A 20,630-nucleotide genomic window follows, 5' to 3' on the forward strand; every position below is an offset into this window, starting at 1 on the left:
ACACCGGCAGGGTGACGAGCCGACTCATGCCGGTTCGTGGCGAGAATACCGAGGCACGGCTCAGTCCCGCATCCACCACGACTTTAACTCCAGCCAAGGTAAGACTGGATTCAGCAATGGACGTGGACAGTACAACCTTCCGTTTACCTTCATCTGCGGGTCGCACAGCTTCATCCTGCCGTTCTACAGGCATGCTGCCATATAGAGCATGTACCTCAACATGAGCAGGAAGAATGAGGTTTGACAGCTCTCGCTCTGTGCGATGAATTTCTTTTGCGCCCGGTAGGAAAACCAGCACATCCCCTTCCTGTTCTACCAGTGCCTTAACGACGGCCTGAGCTGTAAAAGTCTCGATCTGCTCAGATGCCGGTTTGGATACATATCGGGTTTCCACCGGAAACGTTCGTCCAGGACAGTCAATCCATCTGGTTCCCTCGCCAAGCAGCGCACAGACAGGAACAGGGTCCAGCGTGGCCGACATCACCAGCAGTTTCAGATCAGGACGCAGCATGGCCCGGGATTCAAGCGCAAGCGCCAGACCAAGGTCACCATGTAGATGCCGCTCATGAAATTCATCAAAGATAATCATCGCGGTGTCTTCCAGGCCCTGGTCCTGTTGAAGCATCCGGGTCAATACACCCTCCGTCACCACTTCTATGCGAGTAGACTGACTTACACGCGTATCCATCCGCACCCGATACCCTACGGTCTGTCCTGCTTTTTCACCTAGTGAAGCTGCCATTCGTGCAGCTGCCGAGCGAGCGGCGAGTCTGCGGGGCTCCAGCATAATGATTTTCCGTCCAGTAACCCATGGCTCCTCCAGCAGTGCCAGCGGTACTACGGTCGTTTTACCCGCACCCGGCTCCGCAATTAACACACCTGTATCCTTCTCCTGAAATAACTGCCTTAGTTCAGGAATAATCTGTTGTATCGGTAAATCCGTCTTCATCTCATCTCTCCTAATTAATGTTCCACGTGTCTATTCGAATGTTAGCATTATAACAAAAAAAGCCGTTCCAGAGGAACGACTTCATACATACATCCATTTCAACATTTTACATCCTTCCATTTAACTCGCTCACAACGCTGATTGAAAGTAGCTCTATGGATGAATACAAAATGCTCATTTAGCTCAGCAGCGACTCTGCACCGTCAATGACAATTTCCGCACCTGTGATATGTCTGGACTCCGCAGAAGCCAGGAACGCTACCAGATCAGCGACGTGCTCTGGCTGACCCGGTCCGTCCGCAAGCGGTTGCTGGCCTTCCGGGAATTCCATTGGAATGACAATTTGCTGCAACTCATCCGTTTTGACCGTACTTTGGTCAATATTCGTTGCAATCGCTCCAGGACAGATGACATTGACACGAATCTTGAACTTCGCCAATTCCAGCGCAGCCATCTTCGCAAAAGCAACTTGCCCCGCCTTAGATGTACTGTACGCCGACATGCCGAAGCTGGAGAAGCGCTGATTACCGTTAATGGAGCTCGTGATAATGATACTGCCGCCACCACGTTTCTTCATATGAGGCAGTGCATATTTGATCGTAAAAAAAGTCCCGTTCAGATTCGTCGTAATAATCTGCTGCCAATCCTCAACCTGAATTTCCTCAATTGGTGCCGATACGCCATTAATACCTGCGTTGGCAAAAACGATATCCAGACCACCGAACAATTCGATGGTCTCCAGGACTGCTTTTTCCACCCGGGCAGGATCGGAAATATCTACATCGAAAGCTCTTGCGGCACCTGCACGCAGCTTATTAATTTCGGCTTCCGTCTCCGAAATCCGATCATTAACCAGATCAAGCAGCGCAACATGTGCTCCCTCACTCGCCAGTTTGAGCGCTGCCGCTTTGCCAATTCCCGAACCAGCACCAGTAATAATGGCGACTTTGCCTTCGAACCGTGACTTGCCGTTATGTTGTGTCATTATCCATTCCACTCCTTCTCGCTCAGTAATTATGTAAGAATGTACGTTCATGCAATATCTGTAAGTAGATTCTTCACAAGATTACCCAAAAAGAGTGTCTTTTAAATCAATACGGACAAGTTTTTTCGTAGGTGATGCTCACCATTTTTAGCAGCATGATTAGATCATCCTGTAATGCTTCACCCGATCTCACCATTCCAGCTCAATGAAAGCGGCATCATCTTCAAGCCCACCCGTATGTCTGGCATCCAGCAGTACCTGGATGTGCTCATCCGGTATATAAGCCTGAATCGCATCTAGGTCATTCAGGCCATCCGTGTACAGTTGAAGACGAACTACTTCATTGGCAGACAGTTTAGCCTCATAGATATGCGGTTTGCCACCAACCGGACCCTCCAGTGTAGACCAACGTTCATTCGTAAGGCAGTTCACCTGAAATGCTGCCGATTCCTCCTGACCGTTACGCCAAAGACGGATGCGGGAGTCCCCCTGCCAGGCTAGCCACACCTTGCTTTTTCGATTGCCTGCCGTGAGCTCGATGCGTCCACACACATACATGGCCTGACTTCCCTTGCTCCGCTTCTCCATCAGCACTTCCCGCAGCAGTACAGGCGAATTTTCCAAAGGTTGCAACTTCTCCAGCTGTTCGGATGCCGGACTGGTCAAATCATGAAGCAGACGTTCCATAACATCCAAAGAAGGATGCTGAGTCGTTTCCAGCCACTCCAACAAGGCGTTTCCCAGAAAGCGTGCAGCAAAATCACCAAGGTAACTCATGCCTACCCCATCACATAATACGAAAGTACACACATTACCATTCATGCGAACAGCAGCAAAATCCTGTCCGGTGTCTCCCTGATTAACGGTCTCCGCCGCTCTTCCATAACCGTACCTGCACTTGAATGTACCTTGATAACGGGTCAACGGCTGTTCCCCCGTCTGGACACTCACATAGCGAAAGTTGCTCTGATAATGGTCCGCACGGCTTCCCTTATCTCCAGCAGACAATGTTGCCAAACGCATCGCTCTCATGATTTCCCCTCCTATCTCACAGGCGTAGCAGCGGACATCTGAAACCCGATGGATACCAGTTCTGCACAAGTACCAGGAAGCATCATCAGTGCACCAGGTGAAAGCAAATAATCTGCCTCAACCAGCATTTCACGATAACTTTCCGGCAGAACCGAGGACATATTGCGCAGCTTCTCCCCATGTTCATCCTGAAGGACCGTCTCCTGGGATATTCCCTTCCATCTTCGGGGCTCCGAAATAGGGCCTTCCAGCAGATGATCGGATATAAAAATATTCTCGACGAGTACATTGCCATCAGGCACACTCATACCCATAATTCTTTTGGCAATAGGCTCCGGATCTTCACCTGTAGCTACCCCATCAGTCATATGACATACAAGCGGCGCAGGACAATCTTGCATATTGGGAATTTCAGCCTGTAGAATCTTCTCGGCTTGCAGGAAAGCCTTCGCTGAATCCGAGAATCTTTTCGGCGTTAAGTCCGGCAACGAACCCACAGCAGCAATCTCGTCGATGCCCTTAATCCCGTTCAACAGATCGTACACATCATCGCTGTATGCCAGAATCGCGATCCTGTAACGGGGTGTCAATCGGTTTCCCTTGGTCGAACGAAACACCATTTGGCGAATAGCCAGAGATAAGGCATCATAGACGACATCAATCCGCCGACGGTTGTCCAGAACCATATTCATGGAGGCGCTAATATCAATTAAATAGATAATCAGTGCAGGTGTGCGCTGGGATGCTTGAATTGTGTAGTTCATCTGGGATGTGTCACCTCCGTCGTTCACATTATTTTACAAGTTGGGTAATGTATAATCCGTATTGCTTAGGAATTTATTGATCGCATTCATTCGTGCTGCCACTTTACCGACACCTTTGAAATAGGTCGCGTCGGTGTTGTACAGATTTTTGAAATCACGCGCGTATGATTCCGCATTCTCAATTTTTCTGCCTTTTTGCGCATTATACGTTTTATTGTAATGGGCAATCAGTGTGACGACATTCTGGGCACGTTTTTTCTTGAGCGCAGCTTTCTGGGCTACTTCCTGTTTGCGTTGAGCCTCGGCTGCTGCCTTACGCTCGGCTTCCTGCTTCGCAATTTTAGCGTCATTTTCTTTTTTCCAGACTAGATAGGCTTCATATTTTACCTGTTTGTCGTACTTTTCCTGTTCAGCCTTCTTGGCTGCTTCAAGCTTCTCTTGTTTCTGCTTGGCAAGATAAGCCTCATATTTCGCTTGCTTATCATACTTGGCCTGAAGCGCTTTACGCTCTTCTTCTTTCTTCTTGGCCTCTGCCTGCTTTTTCTCCGCTTCAGCCAGCTTTTTCTTTTCCTCTGCATCAAGTTTCGCCGCATCTGCTTCTTTTTGTTTCTTTTCTTCTTCCTGCTGCTTCAGAGCAGTCACCCTCGCAGCTTCGGCCTCTTCCGCAGCCTTTAGTTCGGCCTGCTTGGCAGCCGCCTCCTGCTCCTTCTGTTTAACCTCGGCCTGATCAGCCAATATTTTAACCGTTGGCACGCTTCCAGCTAACAGAACAATCAGCACCGCCGAAGAAATCATAAACTTTTTGGATCGGTAAAAAGGAATCTTGGCTGGCTGAGCTGCATCATCCTGCTTGGGATTTAGCTTAGCGTCCAGCTCTTGAATCGCAGCCTCAACTTCCATCTGCATCGCACTGTTATCCGGAATGAAATGATGTAGTGAACGATACACTTCGAGCGCCGCAGCCGGTTTGCCTTCATTCTCCAATGCTCTCGCCTGAAGGAAGAGACGATTCACTACCGCTTCCTGACCAGGAGAAGGTTCCACAGCGGGCACGTTCTGATCCGTATTTCCCTGCTTATCCGATATACCGCTTGCTGCTCCTGTCCCTTTGATCTGGTTCGTCTCGACTGCATTTGTCTGGTCTGAAGCCTTGACTTCAGATTCTACAACAGATGCTGCACTTGCCAGATGGATGTCCACAGCAGCCAGCGCCACAAACCATTCGCCAAACGTAGGGCAACTGCTGAGATCATGACTCTCCCAGGCACGAATAAACAGATCGGACACCTTCGAGCCCCAGCGCTTCTGCAGCGACTCTCTCATGGCATAATAACGTTCATTTACTGTCTGCATTTCGTGCTGGTCAAAATAACTTTCTCCCCATGCTTTCTCCACAATCGCTGCATCAGACCAACTTAACATCTCAGCAATGATAACTGCTCCGGCAAAACGATCGGCATACGCACTCCACAAACCGCTGTGCACTGTCCGATGGGCCGCATACCCCGGTGAACCGGCAAGCAAAGCATCCGGACGATCCATTCTGGAACCATACATCTGCTCAACATCTACCAGTTCAACTGCTGAAACCCCTCTCAGGTTCTCCACTTCGGAAAAAAACGGAATCATCACATTGGGTGCGGACAAATCACAATGAGCCAGCCCACGCTGTTCCATGGCCGAGCCGATCCCGGCCAGAGCTCTCGCCAGCTTCAGACTCTCCTCTGCTGTCAGCTGCTTCTGATCGCTGATTACATCGAACCAGGTCAGACCATGTACCCACGGCATCAATACCGCGTACAACAGATCAGGATGTTCTCCAATGAGCGCTCCGTTTCTTTCCGGAGTGAGCACATCACGCTTGCATACCTGCAAACCTGGCAGTTCACTATAAGACTCCATATGCTCAGACTGATACACCATAGCCGGAATACGGAATTTAGGGAAAAATACTTTTAGTGCTTTGGCCCCACTTACGGAACCGTTACGGGGTAACAACTGATAGACGATACCCTGCCTTCCAGCTTGGGCGTAAGCCAGACCAGGTGCAGCCGGATGCTGCCCAATGATATAGGCAATGTCGTTAATCACCACTTCATCCCCGGGATTTGGTTGAAAAGACATACTCATCCCTCTCTCTGTCATTCTGTCATAGTGCAACAAAAACCGGGTGTTGTGAAAACGCCCGGTTTTTGCTGTAGTTGTAAATCTTCAGCTTGCTTCCTGCATATGATTCTGGGCGAATTCGGATATGGAACCTGCCCGAACTATGTATCGCAGATTAGCGAGCTTGGTCTGCCGTACGGAATTTGTTGGCAATAGCCGTCAGTTCCGCGCTGATGCTATTTAGCGTTTGAACGAAAGATTGCATTTGTTTGCTGGCTTCCTGGAATTCCTGGAAGAAGCGTTGTTTCGTCATACCTTCCCATTGTCCTTCCATACTTGTGATGGATTGAGTCAATGTAGAAACGATTTGCTGACTTTGCTCACCGCTTTGTTTAAATTGGTTGGAAACCTGATCAAGCTGTTCTGGGGTAACTAAAATACGTCCTGCCATTTGTAAATTCCTCCTTGGTTTGTGCAATTAAATTCACTTGTTCAAATTGTACTATACAAGGATCGATCGGACAAAAGCCGAAGGACCTAATCCTATTTACCCCATTTTTGGCATTCGAAACTTCGCCTAACAGCCTATTTATAAAAAAATTCACTTTCTGCTGTCTTGCTTATTCAGCCTTGTACCCGTGAGCTCAGGAAACCACAGGTTCGGTTCCTCTTCTCCCACGAAAGGAGGGATCTGTGAATCTCCACGCCACAGGTTCAGGCTGCATGGCCTGAATCAGGGTCGCCGGTGAGCCATCAGGCGGTGCGGCATCCTGTACACGGTACACTGCCGCTACCGCGGAAAATGGATCGGATACAACAGCAGCAGTTGCCGAATGCGCAGGCATAATCTCTCCTGCACGCTCCGTCTGAAGAACATTCAACATATTGACCGCATTGCCATAGGCTGTGTTCACATGACTCAACACTGTACGATACTCCATGTCCACTTGCTGGAATAACAAGGCCTTGCGTCCCAGCTGTACGCTCAAGTCCATAAAACGACGTACTGCTGCTTCACAGAGTCGCTTACTGTGATTCCATTCATTCATGATCGCGGCGCGGGCTTCAAGATCCCACTCCAGCGAATGAATGGCCTGATCCAATACTGTCATCTTTTGCTGTATTTGCTCCGCCGCATACTGAATCTGCCTGCTCAGTGCCCGAAGCACATCCGGTTCCACACGAATGCGCATTTACCATCACCTTTCCTCTTCCCCTGCAGGCTGTTTAAGCCAGTCCAGCAGCATCTCGTGAAACTGTTCTCTCGTCGTCAGCGCTGCAACAAGCCAATCATCCGAAGCCGATGTACTCATGCGAAACAGCCAGTTGGATACCGTACTTGCAGCGAAAGCCGCAGACTGTGATTTCCATCCTTCTCCGTTCCATACAAGCAACCGTAGTTCCCCTTCTGATTCCTTGTTCACCAGACAGCGCGCAAGTGCAAGTGATCCCTCGGGATCGCTCGTCTCTTGTACTAACTCATCAGCCACTGCCTGTAATTCTTTGTTCTTCAGATCATTCATCACATCATAGAATTTTTTCTTGGAGCACATCAGAGCCGGCTTTTCCGCCGGAGAATGACCACTCCAATTCATCCTTTGAATCAGAAAATCAATCGCTTCACGAACATTCCCCAAATCACTCAGCCGGAACGAATCCGGTTCGTCTGCAACACGGGATACTTCAACGACCCGTTCATCCGTGCAGTGCACATAACTTTCATACGACTTGCCGCTGTGCGTGTAGCGAATCCAGCAAGCCCTGTCGGACAGTCCCGCAATGGCTACCCTGGAGAATACGGTCGGTGTCATGATCAACTCATTGCTGTCCTGATCCTGAATCAGATATCCTTTGTCGAGCAGGGATGTTTTTACACGTTCCCACTCCAAAGCAATGTCTTCCGCCATATATCCGCGGAACGGATCTTCCACGCCAAGCAATCGGTCTGAACCGAGAATACCGGCCAGGAAAAAAAGCTCTTTTATTTGCAAAGTGACTACCTTTTGCTTGGAATCATGAACCGTCAACATTATGAGCCACCTCCCCTCAAACTACAACATGCCATCGGTCACGAATTTCAGAAATCCAATCGGTCATTTTCCAGGTGCCATCACATGGAATTGCACCTTTAACCCTGGAATATTTACGTTTAACATAATAACCTTGACCCGGAGGCAGTACCTTCAGCCCAGTTGAACTCCCTCCGGATTCCGAATAAGGTATACGGAAGAACGAGAGATCATTAGGGTCTAAAGTCCCGAACAACAATCCGCTCTGGGAAGCCTTCACATCGTTCACCCAGTCAGAACCAAAGGTTGGGAAGTCTGCCGGAACTCCTGACAGAATCACATGTATGCCTCGATCCCTTCCTTGACGAACGATCGCTCCCAATTGATCCTTCACATTAAAATCATTTAATTGCTTGGATAACGTATCCGCATCGTCGATAACGAGAACGATCTCCGGTCCACCGGTTAACTCGCCTCTTTTTAGAACTTCATCGTACAACTGTTGGATCACAGGTGCAAGCTGTTCTTCACGGGATACATGTCCACGGACATGGGGTAAACTGCTGATTTCCCCCAGTCCTCCGGAACCATACCGCATATCTACCGTGTATATTTGCACGTCTTCAGGAGACGCATGATAGGCAAGGGATAACATCCAGGTCAGCAAAAATGTCGTTTTGCCACCTTCCATCGGACTCGTAACCATGAAATGTGGCCCTTCACGCAAATTTAACTGGAAGGGTTCCAGATCATCGGTTAGCAAACCTACGGGTACTGTTAAGGATGATACGTCTCCAACTTGCCCGAAGGTTCCTGTACGGATAAGCACATCTTTGAGCTTAACCTCTTCCGGGAGCGGCGCAATCTGCGGCGCTTCTTCTCCGTTCCAGCTTTCTCTGATCTCTGCAATCGTGCGGCGCAGAGCGGAAGAACGTTTGCCTTCATCTGCTCCGGATGACGGCAACGCCGCCTGGAACATCAATGGAGGAACCTGTCCTTTGACCAGTCCTCTTCCTGGTGGAAGCTGGCTAGGTGCCTTGGACGGCCGACCCACTGCGTAATAATAGTCGCTTGGATCAGATAATTCAAACGAAACTGCATTGGGAATATTGCTTCTGAATTTCTCAAATACATCCGTAACACGGTTGGCCGTGAGGATAAATGTGATTCCCAGACTGCCGCCTTCACGAAGGATCGTTTCCAGAAGTTCATTCTCCTCGGGATACGCATTTCGGAAAGAAAGATAACCATCAATAACAACTACAATTTGCGGCACAGCTGCATGGGCTGTGCGACGGTAGGCTGATATTGTCTTAACCCCGGCTTCCGAGATCATGTCCTTGCGTTGTGCCGACAGTTTCAGGATGTACCGGAATAACCGCTTGATCCGATCTTCCTCTTCAGACATCATTACCCCACCGATCTGAGGCAAACTAGCAAAATCCTTCATCATCCGGCCCATATCAATAATATAGCCATGCCAAGGTTCAGTCCGCTTAGAACGGGCCAGTGACATCAGCAAGGTTTGCACAAACGTCGTTTTCCCCAGACCAGGCATACCGTATACAACCAGATGTCCCTGATCCACCGGAAGTGCGAGCGGCTGCTGTCGTTGATTAGGCAGATCATCCAGCAGTCCAACTACAGGTTTCAGGCCACTGGCACCCCCGTCAAGCAATGCCTCACGATTCTCTTCTTCCTGCCAGTCGTTGAGAATTTCCCATTCCAGGGTCTCAGGCAAGGGTGGCAACCAGGGTCCCGGTAATCGGGTGATCCCCGCCTCTGCTGCCGCTTCCGCCACATAATCAATGAATACCTGAAGCTGCTTGGGCACATCCTCCCCTTTGAGCACAGCTCTGCGCTCTCCAGTCAATAGTGGCTCACGTTTCCCATTCAAACGAACTTCCATAACAGGCAGTACCGTCGTTGTATCTTCCTGCTGATTATATGGCGCACCGCTCCAGGCGAATTGCATTTCCTCAAACACTTCATCACTGCCTACCTGGAAGTATCCACGACCCGGCTTGGTGATCCAGGCCGCATTCGGAATTTTGATCATATCCCGACTATCCCCTTCGCTTTGAACGCGAAGACAGATACGGAAACGCGAATTGCTCCAGATTTTATCATCGACCACACCTGCAGGCTTCTGAGTTGCCAGTATAAGATGTACACCTAGTGTCCGGCCGATGGCCGCTATGCTGATTAATTCATCCATGAACTCCGGCTGATCCCGCTTCAATTGCGCAAACTCGTCAATGATGATAACTAAGTGCGGCAGAGGCTGTTCATGTCTGGAACGCAGAATTTTGTAGTACTCATCAATGTGCTGGAGATTTCCTGCATCATTTAATATTTTTTGCCTTCTGACCAGTTCGGCCCGCAGTGAGATATTGGCTCGTTCAATCAAATTCCCATCCAGATTGGTGATCGTGCCGACGACGTGAGGCAAGCCCACAAATGTATTCGACATCCCGCCGCCCTTATAGTCAATTAACATAAAAGCCAGATCATGCGGATGAAACTCGGCAGCCAAAGAGGCCACAATCGACTGGATAACTTCACTTTTGCCTGAACCTGTTGTCCCTGCGATCAGGCCATGCGGGCCATGGCCCTGACGTTCAATTTTATCATGTAAGTTAATCGCAATTTTCTTACCCCCAGCTCGCACGCCCATAGGTACGGGAAGTGTGTCCGGGTATCGTGTCTGGCTCCAGCGTGCGACCACATCCAGATCCTCTACTCGTGATGTACTTAGCATGTCGAACAACGGAAGCACCTGTGGTATATCCGAAGCGGATGATCGTTTCAGACGGATCGGTGACATATAACGCGAGAGCGCCTCTGCGGACTCTCTGGAGATCACATCTGGCGTGTACGCTTGCCTGATCACGTCGGCATCCTCGGTTTTTTTGATATAAAGCCCTTTGCCTTTGGAAGCCTCCATAATTAACTGACAATGCATGGGTAGCGATTCCTTACGGTTTGCCAATATGATGGTACATACATCGATCTCCTGAGCTGATTCCAGCAGCAGAGGAAGCAGCGGCTCTTCTTCTATTAATTGAGTATCCGAGAGAACCACCACATAACATGGAGTTTGCACGGTTTTCTTGTAGCGATCTTCCTTATTATTGCGCCTACGGTTCAACACGGAAAACAAGCTGTCCGCCAATTGATGCGCACCGCTGTGCCTGTCGGCCATATAGCGTTGTCCTTGATCTTCATCCCAAATGTGGGGCAGCCAGCGTAGCCAATCCCATTCCTTCGATTCCTTTTCTTCATAAAAGGCAGCAATCTTCAATTCATCCGGTGAATGACGAACGGTCAGTTGTGAGATAATCACTCGAAGTGAAGAAAGAACTTCCTCACGATTGCCGACCAGACCCATCACTTTCGATTGAAATAAAGGCAGTGTAATCGATGCTTCGGGCACCGTCTCGAATTCAGCTGCCAATTCATGAGCCGCTTCAATTAACTCATCCTTTTCGTAACCGTCCACACGAGGAACCTGAAGTTTGATCCGAAACGGAATCTCGCCTGTGCCAATTCGTACCTGCAGGAAATCATCATCTTCAGGAGAACGTTCCCATAACGAACTGTTGCGATTCTTCACCAACTGAAGACATACATTCGGATCACCATGAATTTCGTACAGACTCTTCACTTGCTCCGCTTGAGCTTCCTTCAGCTCTTCACGATGCTTCTCCAGTTGTGCTCGATACATAGTAGTACGCTCTTCCAGCTTTTTGCGATAGGTCTTCTTGTTGCTCAGATACACAAAAAACGGAATCGTGTATGACGTAAGCATCATCATAACCGTCATCATCTGAAACATCATATAATTGCTATTGTTCATTTTGCCGCTCATATTGATATATACGTAGAAACCGATGCTGACCATCGTCATCATGATCGGTACAATAATAGAAATCATTGAAAATGTAGGTTTGTTTGGTTCTGCCGGAGGCCTCAGAATTTCAAGCCTTTCTTCCTTGAGAACCGGTGTCATTCTTGGAGAACGCTGATATAACACATTCACGAAGAGAAGACCTCCTTATATTTCATTGCCGTAATCAATATATACGTCCAGATTGTTCATTCGTTGCTGTCCTGTTGAAACAATGAACGTCTTCCATACACAGGTGCTTCTTCAGAAGTGGTAGAGAACGCCCGCTGGATTCGCACACAGCTTCCTTGACGCAGCCCTGTTTCCATTAACTGTTGTGCGTTCTGTGGCGAGAACCACAATCCTTCCGGAAATTTGGCTTCAAGGATGTACTGAATGCCCTCTCCCGGTGCCTGCCCGAAGATGCGGACTCCCAGCAATGTCTTCAGATGTTCAATAGTACATTCATCCGGGACCTCGATGTCGAACCACTCGCCTTCCTCCCGGCCGGAATACACGGTAAGAATCAAAATAATCCCTCCCATGGTCTCATATGTAAATTGTCCTAGTGTCAAATTAAATCAAAAAAATGCAGATGAAACGATATTCCATCCCTATTTTCTTACATAAACACCCTGTTTGCAATGTGCAACCTGTAATTTTGTTACATATGACCCACGTATATATTAAAATATCGTCCATTCGACTCAGAACTTTCGAGGCAGTAGTCACGTTAATTATTGCAAGGATGCGAAACTACATGTCTTTCTTCCATATAAATGGAATCTGTAAATTGATTTTTCGGGATTTTTTAATGCTTCGCCCACAATTGAATTGTGAACACTTTTCAAACATTGCACACCTTTATGTTTTCATAAGCTGATTTTAAGGTAATTTTAAGCATTGGAATTTAATATAACCAGTAAGAAATAACTCTCGTGAGGTGATTTCTAGTGAGAACACTAATAACTTTTCAAAACAAATCAATCCCTGTATATTTCAATCAAGAAAACAAACAACCTGTACAAAAGACACTACGATTGCTTAGCAGTGCACTTGAGAACAAAATTAGCAATGGTAAACGTGCTTTACAGAAATGTCTGCAATCATTGATTAGTATTGAGATTGTCGGTGGTGAAGCCATTCTTCACAGCCGTAGCGAAAATGACTCCCTCGCCTTATCGCTTTATTAAGATGAGTCAGTTGTTTAATTCAACAAGGAAACTGCGAATTCATTCATTCGCGAACATAAGGAAAAGGAAGCTTGCCGCTAAGGACAAGCTTCCTTTTTTTGTGTACAGAATCTCTTTTATCTATTTCTAATGCACTCGGCTGACGACATAAGCATTTTCGTGTTCTTCTTCCATCTCGGCCTTTTGGATTCGAATGACAAACAACCGAACCAGATTATCACGTGTATTTTCTTCCTGACAAGTATTCAGCTTTCTCAGAATGAAACGGTCAATGGACATGAAGTTCAGGCCCCTTTACCTATTGGATTTACGGATCTGTTCTGCCCGTGTATCCATAAATAACCAGATTACAGGTATACCAAACAGCTTTTTCACACCATTTCCTAACCTATTTTCAAACGTGTAAAAACATGCAAAAGGCCGCCCCATCAAGCATGAGGCGGACTCTGCGCAATCTTTGTCACTCTTTCCCGAACCCTATCTGATTATAAAATAAAGTATTTTCTAATCCATGTTCACTGTCGAACTATTGCACTCCCGGATAATCCCGATATTGATGCTGAATGCTGATCCAGCGTGTCCGCGTGAACTTTTCAATAGCCCAATCGCCACCGAAACGACCAATACCCGATGATTTCTCACCACCAAACATCACATGAGCCTCATCGTTCACGGATTGATCATTTACATGCACCATGCCCGATTCAATCTGCTGGGCAACTTGATACCCTCTTTCCAGATTTCCGGTGAATACGGAACCGCTCAATCCATAAGGCGTATCATTCGCCAAACGCACGGCCTCCTGCTCATCCTGCGCTTTCATTAATACCGCGACAGGTCCAAACAGTTCCTGTTGCACAATATGCTGCTCTGGTTTCACATCCGCGAGCACGGTGGGCTCCAGCTCATTGCCTTTGCTAGTGCCACCCAGCAGCAATCTTGCACCTTCTGCCTCGGCTCCCTTAATCAAGTCCAGCAGGCGCTCCACTTCCTTCTCACGAATGAGCGGACCTACCAGCGTTTTGGCATCAGCAGGATCACCAGCCTGAATTTTTTTCGTTTTGTTAACAAAGGACTCCACAAACTTATCGTAAATATCAGCATGCACAATAATACGATTAAGTGCCATACAGATCTGGCCCTGATGCAGGAATTTACCGAACACCGCAGACTCTGCAGCACGTTCGATATCCGCATCTTCCAGGACAACCATCGCATTGTTGCCGCCAAGTTCAAGCGCAGTTTCTTTCAGATGCTCACCCGCCAGTTTGCCGATGCCCTGCCCCACCTCTGTGGAGCCTGTAAAGGAAATGACTTTGGGTACCGGATGTGCTACAAAATAATCCCCAATCTCACTCCCGCTACCAGCAACCACATTCAGTACTCCTTCAGGCAATCCAGCCTGATCAAATAGATCAGCAATAAGCCAACCAGCTGTAATCGGCGTATCGGACGCAGGCTTAATAACGACTCCATTACCCAAAGCAATAGCCGGAGCTACGGAACGCAGACACAGGTGCAAAGGAAAATTCCAAGGACCGATAACGCCGATAACTCCCTTGGGCTCCCGCACAACACGATTCTCTTTCCCTGGTGTGTTTGAAGGTAGAATCTCCCCCTTCATCCGGTAAGGGAACGAAGCAGCTTCATCCACAATCCGTTTCGCAGAAGCAAACTCCGCCTCGGCTTTGATGCGTGTGCTCCCGGATTCCGTAATCAGCAATTTTATAATTTCCTCTTTGCGCTCTACCATTAAAGCCGAAACTTTGCGAAGCACACCCTCTTTTACCGCCGGCAGGGATTTCTTCCATTCCACCGAGCACTTTCGGGCCGCCTCATATGCCTGATCTATATCTTCCTTGTTCGAGGATCGCCAGGTTGCGATGACCTCTCCCGTGTAAGGATTTTTATTTTCCACTATTTTCTCGCCGGAGCCTTCTACCCATTCGCCATTAATAAATTGTTTCGTCCATGTTGTATGTTCTGTCTCCATTAAAGTCATCTGAATAACGCCTCCCAAACAAGATGGAATGTCTCACCTCAAAGCGGTGTAGTAGTTCATTAACCTTGTTAAGGATTGCGCAAACGTGAAAAATAGCTGAATCCTTTCATCCTCTGACGGGAAAATGCTCCTCAATGCCCAACACATTCAGCCAAATTTGCATTTATTCAACTACCGGGAACCGTTTCTCTCCAAAAAGGGTCAAGTTCTCCCAACCATAAGCAACCTCTAACAGATCTTGACCGCCAATCCGGATATACTGTGTTTGTACAGGGATTCCGCCCATTTTTTCATAGAAACGACAGGCTGAATTTTGCTCCAGTGCCCAGATCAACAAGTTCCTCATGTCCAGGGAATGGAGATAACGAACGACGTGTCTCGCCAGTTGCTGACCTATACCCGTTTGTTGCACTTCTTTCAGTAAATAAATAGCATACAACTCAGCATCGTAAGGCAATTTGCCTTCACGTTCCTTTCCACCGCAGGCGAATCCGACAATTTTCCCATCTTCCTGTTCAGCTACCACCAGAATCTGATCCTTTTCGCCAGAACGGATATTTCGTTCCCATTGGGACAACCTTGATTCCGTAGTCAGATTGTCCAAAAAATCATCCGGCACGATCCCTCGATATGTCGTCTTCCAACTCTCTGTATGTACATGGGCTACGGCTTCCGCATCCCCTTCACGCGCTGGTCTGATTCGCATGTTATTACTCCCTTTCTCTCGGCCACGCCGTGACTTTAGAATCCCTTCTTTGGATAAATCCGGCCCTAGGGCCGGATCGTTACTTGTGTACCCACTGACACTTTGGAAGACAGATCCAACACATCCGAGTTATACATGCGTATGCATCCATGAGAAACGGACTTACCAATGGATGAAGGATCATTAGTTCCATGAATCCCATAATGCGGCGCCGACAACCCCATCCAAAGAACGCCAAATGGTCCTCCTGGGTTCTCTTGTTTGTTAATAATCGTAAACACGCCATTAGGCGTCTGCGTGAGTATCTTGCCTATAGCGACAGGATAACCCTTAACCACCTGCGGGCCATCCAAAAGATATAACATGTGATCCGACAGGTCTACGATGATGCTGTAATCTGGCATGATGACATCCCTCCTTACCTATCCTATGCAGGATACAGAGGGATGCCCACCAGGCCTCAGGCCTCTTCCCAGTCTTTTGTACTGCGGACATGTTTCGGTTTGCGGGAACTGACGGGTTTGCTTGAAGCAGTCCGTCGTTTGGATGCGGCCTCTTCCTTACGCTGCTGAAACTTCAGTTCCTTTTGCATTTTCAAGTAGTTGCCCAGCCTTTTTTCATCCAATGAACCTTCCTGAATAGCCTCCTTCACGGCGCAACCGGCTTCCCGGGTATGCGTGCAATCCTGAAACCTGCATTCCGTTGCAAGCTGCTCAATTTCACCAAAGGCATGTGACAAACCATCCTGACCTTCATCCCACAGATTGAGTTCACGCATTCCCGGCGTGTCAATCAATACCGCTCCCTGCGGCAGTACAAATATTTCCCGATGAGTGGTCGTATGTCGTCCACGGCTATCGCCCTCACGAACGGCCTGCGTGAGCTGTACACTCTCGCCCATCATCCAGTTGACCAGAGTAGACTTGCCACTACCGGAAGAACCCGTCAAGGCAACAGTTGTGCCTGGAGACAGAAATTTTTCAAGTAAAGATTTGCCCTGATCCTGAACAGCCGATATTGCCAACACTTCAATCCCCGGAGCAATGCCTTCCACCAACGAAATTTGTTCTTCCACATTCTCGCTCAGATCACTTTTGCTTAGAATGATGACTGGTCTGACTCCACCATTCCAGGCCATCATAATGTATCTTTCGAGCCGTCTCAGATTAAAATCATGATTAAGAGCGGCAACAATCAGCAATGTATCCACATTCGCCGCAATCAATTGCTCTTTGGTCACTGGACCAGCGGCTTGTCTAGATACCCTGCTCTGACGTGGCACAATGCTGTGAATGATGGCTTCTTCTCCAGCTTGCCCTGTAACAGCGACCCAATCCCCAACGGCTGGTACAATGCCAGTCTCCTCATGATCATGACGCATCCGACCGGATACCCGTCCCCAGCATTCTCCCTCAGCCGTAATCAGGCGAAGCAATTGCCCATGATCCGCAATAATTCTTGCTGGTTTTCTTAATTGTTCTTCCATACCCGTCTGCTGCCACAACTCCTGCCACTTTGCAGACCAGCCGTATTTCTCCATCGTGTTATTCAAAATAAAAATTCCTCCCGATAAATGGTGTGTTATCCTTCATTGACATTGACAACAATCAACAGTGAACGCTCCGTTCCGGCATCAAAACCAAATAAGCCACGAGCAGCACTTCACCCGCGGCAATAAGAAGTTAGCCGAATGGATGATTGTTTGTATGGCATTCATATCGGACGCATCATTACGACAATCCGATACTCGTTATCCAGAAACAACCCATTTTCGGCATACAAAAAAGCCACGGGTACGTCACCCGTGGCTTCATCTGTGCATGTTATTCTGTGTTACGTACATATGGACAATATTGCGAACAATACTGCCCAACTGCCGTAAAATTACATGCATTGATCCGTTCCGGAGACGCTGTTCATATTCAAATTAACGTATACTGCCATTAGATTTGTCATTTAACATCGCCTCCCTTGTAGAATTATCCATCATGTTACACAGCTTCAACCGCTTTTGTCAAGTCTAATTATTTTTCACTTAATTTACTTGATCCCACCGTGTCCACATTTCCTTCGGATTCAGTTCATAGATCCCATCTTCCCGGTACATGAACTGGTGCATGATAAACTCCCGACGAATAGTGGCAAAATCCTCATGATAGTTTTGAATGAATGCATTGATCTCTTTCTCCGTATATTTCCGTCCGAATTCAAGCTGCTCTACCAAATGACCCAGTACAATCAGCTTTTTCTTGTATTGAGCCGGGATCTGACGCAATCGTCCATCCTTCGAGAAGAAATTCCGCATCACCGATGCCTTCAGCGTCTCATTCACATCACTCATATCGGCAACCTCCTCTTGTCTAAAAATAAAATCAACTGAAGCCTGCGCGTGCTCCCGGATAAAATAAGGATTGAGTGAAAAAAACACCGTATTTTTCTCTCTGCGTTCCTTGATTAGCGCCGCTTCTCTTAGCTTGGATGCATGATGCGTAACGGTTGGCTGAGACAAGTTAAGCTTCTCGGCAAGCGCTTGACCATGCAGTTCTCCCTGGGATAACAGCAGCAGCATCCGAAGTCGGGTCGGATCAGCCAGGGCTTTATGGTAAGCCACAATCTTCTCCAGTTGCATTTCGTTCAACTCGCTTTCGTTTAGATAATCATCTAATTTGATACTAGTCTTTTTCCTCTTCTAAGTCAATTCCCCAGGATCAAGATCAATTCTTTACGTCCGTATCCTTCTTGAACTGGCATTAAACCCATATTTACGGTAGGATTATAGTGCTTGAAATAAGGAGGATTAAGAACATGGAAGATGTCATTATTATCGGCGGAGGCCCATGCGGTCTATCTGCTGCCATTGAATGCGAGCGGCTGGGACTGTCCGCTGTAATTGTTGAGAAGTACAATATCGTCCAATCTATTTATCTGTATCCAACCCATATGCAGTTTTTCAGTACAGCGGAATTGCTTGAGATCGGGAATGTTCCGTTCAGCACACCGAACGACAAACCATTTCGTTACGAGGCACTCGCCTATTATCGCAAGGTAGCCGAACATTTCGGCCTGCGTGTTCATAACTATGAGGAAGCCCACGAAATTAAACGCAAAGACGATGGCACGTTCGAGGTACATACGGTCAATCGGCGTGGGCAGACAATCGTTCATAAAGGACGAAATGTCGTTGTTGCTACAGGTTATTTTGACCATCCTAACTATCTTGGCATTCCCGGAGAAGACAAAGATAAAGTCACTCATTATTTCCGTGAAGCTCATCCTTACACACGTACACGTGTCGCCATTATTGGAGGCAGTAATTCAGCTGTCGATGCTGCGATGGAACTGGTTCGTGTCGGTGCACATATTGACATGGTTTATCGTGGGAGCGGTGTTTCGGAACATATTAAACCCTGGGTTCGTCCATTGTTCGAAAGCATGGTGCAAAAAGGAAAAATCTCACTGCACCTTGGCTCACGTGTAAATGAAATTTTGGACGATTCCATTCGTTTGCTCCATTCTGATGGATCCACAAGTGAACTCGACAACGACTTTGTGTTGGCCTTGACCGGATTCCGTCCTGACCGCAAGTTGCTTTCTTCCGTAGGTGTGGAGATGTCTGAGGATATGGATAAACCCGTATATGACCCACAGACAATGGAGAGCAGCGTACCAGGCATATACGTTGGTGGAGTAATTGCATCAGGCCGCAATGCCAATGAAGTGTTTATTGAATCCGGACGCTGGCATGGAAGATATATTGCAGAACATATTGTAGGTCGTCATCGCGGGCAGACCGAAGGGGAATGAAATCGATGGATATGACCTCACTGCTGTTGCTCGTGTTTGCCGCGCTAGGTATTATCAGCAGTAATACACCCGTAACCGTAGCCATGGTATTTCTGTTGTTGCTGCGGGTGCTGAACCTTAATCAGGCTTTTCCCTGGCTGGAAAAGTATGGACTTACGATCGGTATCATCATCCTGACCATTGGTGTTATGGCACCTCTCGCCAGCGGCAAGATCAGTTTGCAGACGATTGGAGAGTCTTTTCTGCACTGGAAGTCGCTGCTCGCCATCGGTGTAGGATTACTTGTCGCTCATCTGGGCGGACGAGGAGCTACGCTAATGAGTACACAGCCTACCGTCGTTGCCGGGCTGCTTATTGGTACGGTGCTTGGGGTTGCCTTGTTCAAGGGTGTACCGGTCGGTCCCCTGATTGCAGCAGGAATTTTATCCTTACTGCTCGGAAAATCATGATCAAAGTTGGGACTTGACATCCTTCTGCTGACTGGCTGTTTTTCCCATCGTTGTATGATATACTTCTATTCATGCAATTCAAGCACTCAAGTCCATAGCAGAGAAATCAATTTGATGATCCTTCATACAAAAAGAAAATTGATTCACCTCGCAACTATTAATGGCCGCAGGAGGATTCAGGAACCATGTCACGTCAGTTTGTAACAGAAGCCGTGATGGTGGCTATTTACGGTCAATTACTCGCGCCGCCGGCGCCTGTTGAATATATTGTTCCTTACACCACCATCCTTGAGTTATATGAATTTCAGACCAGCCCTGACCCTTTGATGGATAATCCGGCGGATGACCAGCATGTGAAATCCAAGATTAACGAAATGATTTCTTATTTTGAAGAACCGTTGAATAAGAAAAAAATAGAGCGCGCCCTGGCTGTTCCCTGGGCTAAGAGTCCGTCCATTCTGTTTGGTGATCAGGTCTCCATCGCCATCATTAATGCGGTTGATACCGCACAATATGGTGAATATTTTGATCCCATTGAGACTGAACTGCTTCTCACTTCACAGCGCCTGGATACCCCCATACTTACTGATCAGGTCGAATTGATCGCACGTATTATTGAATCGGCATCTCCTGTGCAGGTCTTCGATATTGACGACTTTGATTTTGCGATGGATGATGAAGAACCGCTTGATCAAGTCTAGTTAGGACCGTGGCCTGCTGTTTCACAAGAATGATCATCGTA

21 protein-coding genes are annotated in these 20,630 nt (G+C 47.7%); 5 read left to right on the forward strand and 16 right to left on the reverse strand.

The window, feature by feature from the left end; all coding sequences use genetic code 11:
- The 10 genes from A6049_RS19750 to A6049_RS19795 all read right to left on the reverse strand — a co-directional run.
- A partial coding sequence (locus A6049_RS19750) for a DEAD/DEAH box helicase (protein WP_145921941.1) occupies positions 1–949 on the reverse strand: 949 nt, incomplete at its 3' end.
- 178 nt (positions 950–1,127) lie between these two features.
- On the reverse strand, positions 1,128–1,934 hold the full coding sequence (locus tag A6049_RS19755) for an SDR family oxidoreductase (RefSeq protein ID WP_063566319.1): 807 nt from the start codon (positions 1,932–1,934) through the stop codon (positions 1,128–1,130).
- A gap of 189 nt (positions 1,935–2,123) precedes the next feature.
- A complete protein-coding gene (locus A6049_RS19760; RefSeq protein WP_095206168.1) occupies positions 2,124–2,966 on the reverse strand; it encodes a protein phosphatase 2C domain-containing protein in 843 nt (280 codons plus the stop codon).
- Positions 2,967–2,977: 11 nt separating this feature from the next.
- Positions 2,978–3,730: a vWA domain-containing protein gene (locus tag A6049_RS19765; RefSeq protein WP_063566320.1), complete on the reverse strand. Its 753-nt coding sequence runs from the start codon at positions 3,728–3,730 to the stop codon at positions 2,978–2,980.
- Between the two features lie 33 nt (positions 3,731–3,763).
- The gene (locus tag A6049_RS19770) at positions 3,764–5,854 is read right to left on the reverse strand and encodes a serine/threonine-protein kinase (RefSeq protein ID WP_063566321.1); all 2,091 of its coding nucleotides are present in this window, start codon (positions 5,852–5,854) and stop codon (positions 3,764–3,766) included.
- Between the two features lie 157 nt (positions 5,855–6,011).
- Positions 6,012–6,287, reverse strand: coding sequence for a WXG100 family type VII secretion target (locus tag A6049_RS19775; RefSeq protein ID WP_017689071.1), 276 nt, complete (start codon positions 6,285–6,287; stop codon positions 6,012–6,014).
- Positions 6,288–6,480: 193 nt separating this feature from the next.
- Positions 6,481–7,029: a WXG100 family type VII secretion target gene (locus A6049_RS19780; protein WP_063566322.1), complete on the reverse strand. Its 549-nt coding sequence runs from the start codon at positions 7,027–7,029 to the stop codon at positions 6,481–6,483.
- A gap of 6 nt (positions 7,030–7,035) precedes the next feature.
- Complete coding sequence (locus A6049_RS19785; RefSeq protein WP_063566323.1) at positions 7,036–7,866, reverse strand: hypothetical protein; 831 nt, start codon at positions 7,864–7,866, stop codon at positions 7,036–7,038.
- Positions 7,867–7,882: 16 nt separating this feature from the next.
- Complete coding sequence (gene essC, locus A6049_RS19790) at positions 7,883–11,887, reverse strand: type VII secretion protein EssC (RefSeq protein WP_063566324.1); 4,005 nt, start codon at positions 11,885–11,887, stop codon at positions 7,883–7,885.
- A gap of 56 nt (positions 11,888–11,943) precedes the next feature.
- Entirely contained in the window at positions 11,944–12,264 is a 321-nt protein-coding gene (locus A6049_RS19795) for a hypothetical protein (RefSeq protein ID WP_063566325.1), read from the reverse strand.
- A gap of 423 nt (positions 12,265–12,687) precedes the next feature.
- Between A6049_RS19795 and A6049_RS19800 the strand changes: the two genes are divergently transcribed.
- Positions 12,688–12,927 (forward strand): hypothetical protein, encoded by a 240-nt coding sequence (locus A6049_RS19800; protein ID WP_063566326.1) that lies wholly within the window; start codon positions 12,688–12,690, stop codon positions 12,925–12,927.
- Positions 12,928–13,053: 126 nt separating this feature from the next.
- On the opposite strand, the gene A6049_RS33640 is transcribed toward A6049_RS19800, so the two are convergent.
- From A6049_RS33640 to rsgA, 5 genes are all read right to left on the reverse strand, one after another.
- A complete protein-coding gene (locus tag A6049_RS33640; protein WP_162842451.1) occupies positions 13,054–13,206 on the reverse strand; it encodes a hypothetical protein in 153 nt (50 codons plus the stop codon).
- Positions 13,207–13,453: 247 nt separating this feature from the next.
- Positions 13,454–14,929 (reverse strand): aldehyde dehydrogenase family protein, encoded by a 1,476-nt coding sequence (locus tag A6049_RS19805; RefSeq protein ID WP_063566327.1) that lies wholly within the window; start codon positions 14,927–14,929, stop codon positions 13,454–13,456.
- Positions 14,930–15,092: 163 nt separating this feature from the next.
- On the reverse strand, positions 15,093–15,635 hold the full coding sequence (locus tag A6049_RS19810) for a GNAT family N-acetyltransferase (RefSeq protein ID WP_063566328.1): 543 nt from the start codon (positions 15,633–15,635) through the stop codon (positions 15,093–15,095).
- 65 nt (positions 15,636–15,700) lie between these two features.
- A complete protein-coding gene (locus A6049_RS19815) occupies positions 15,701–16,039 on the reverse strand; it encodes a L,D-transpeptidase (protein ID WP_063566329.1) in 339 nt (112 codons plus the stop codon).
- A 56-nt stretch (positions 16,040–16,095) separates the two neighbouring features.
- A complete protein-coding gene (gene rsgA, locus A6049_RS19820; RefSeq protein ID WP_063566428.1) occupies positions 16,096–17,175 on the reverse strand; it encodes a ribosome small subunit-dependent GTPase A in 1,080 nt (359 codons plus the stop codon).
- A gap of 150 nt (positions 17,176–17,325) precedes the next feature.
- Here rsgA and A6049_RS34165 point away from each other — a divergent pair, with 150 nt between their 5' ends.
- Positions 17,326–17,517, forward strand: a complete 192-nt coding sequence (locus A6049_RS34165; protein WP_063566330.1) for a hypothetical protein — start codon at positions 17,326–17,328, stop codon at positions 17,515–17,517.
- A gap of 153 nt (positions 17,518–17,670) precedes the next feature.
- Here the strand turns inward: A6049_RS34165 and A6049_RS19830 are convergent, their stop codons facing one another.
- Complete coding sequence (locus tag A6049_RS19830; RefSeq protein ID WP_063566331.1) at positions 17,671–18,264, reverse strand: DUF2087 domain-containing protein; 594 nt, start codon at positions 18,262–18,264, stop codon at positions 17,671–17,673.
- Positions 18,265–18,440: 176 nt separating this feature from the next.
- On the opposite strand from A6049_RS19830, the gene A6049_RS19835 reads away from it, so the two are divergent.
- The 3 genes from A6049_RS19835 (at position 18,441) to A6049_RS19845 (ending at position 20,589) form a co-directional block, all read left to right on the forward strand.
- Positions 18,441–19,439 carry a YpdA family putative bacillithiol disulfide reductase gene (locus A6049_RS19835; protein ID WP_063566332.1) on the forward strand — a complete coding sequence of 333 codons (999 nt, stop codon included), beginning with the start codon at positions 18,441–18,443 and terminating at the stop codon, positions 19,437–19,439.
- A gap of 5 nt (positions 19,440–19,444) precedes the next feature.
- A complete protein-coding gene (locus A6049_RS19840; RefSeq protein WP_024630316.1) occupies positions 19,445–19,888 on the forward strand; it encodes a DUF441 domain-containing protein in 444 nt (147 codons plus the stop codon).
- A gap of 185 nt (positions 19,889–20,073) precedes the next feature.
- Positions 20,074–20,589, forward strand: coding sequence for a hypothetical protein (locus tag A6049_RS19845; RefSeq protein WP_063566333.1), 516 nt, complete (start codon positions 20,074–20,076; stop codon positions 20,587–20,589).
- The last annotated feature ends 41 nt before the right edge of the window (positions 20,590–20,630 follow it).

This window comes from Paenibacillus sp. O199, assembly GCF_001636635.1.
Lineage (GTDB): Bacteria > Bacillota > Bacilli > Paenibacillales > Paenibacillaceae > Paenibacillus > Paenibacillus marchantiae.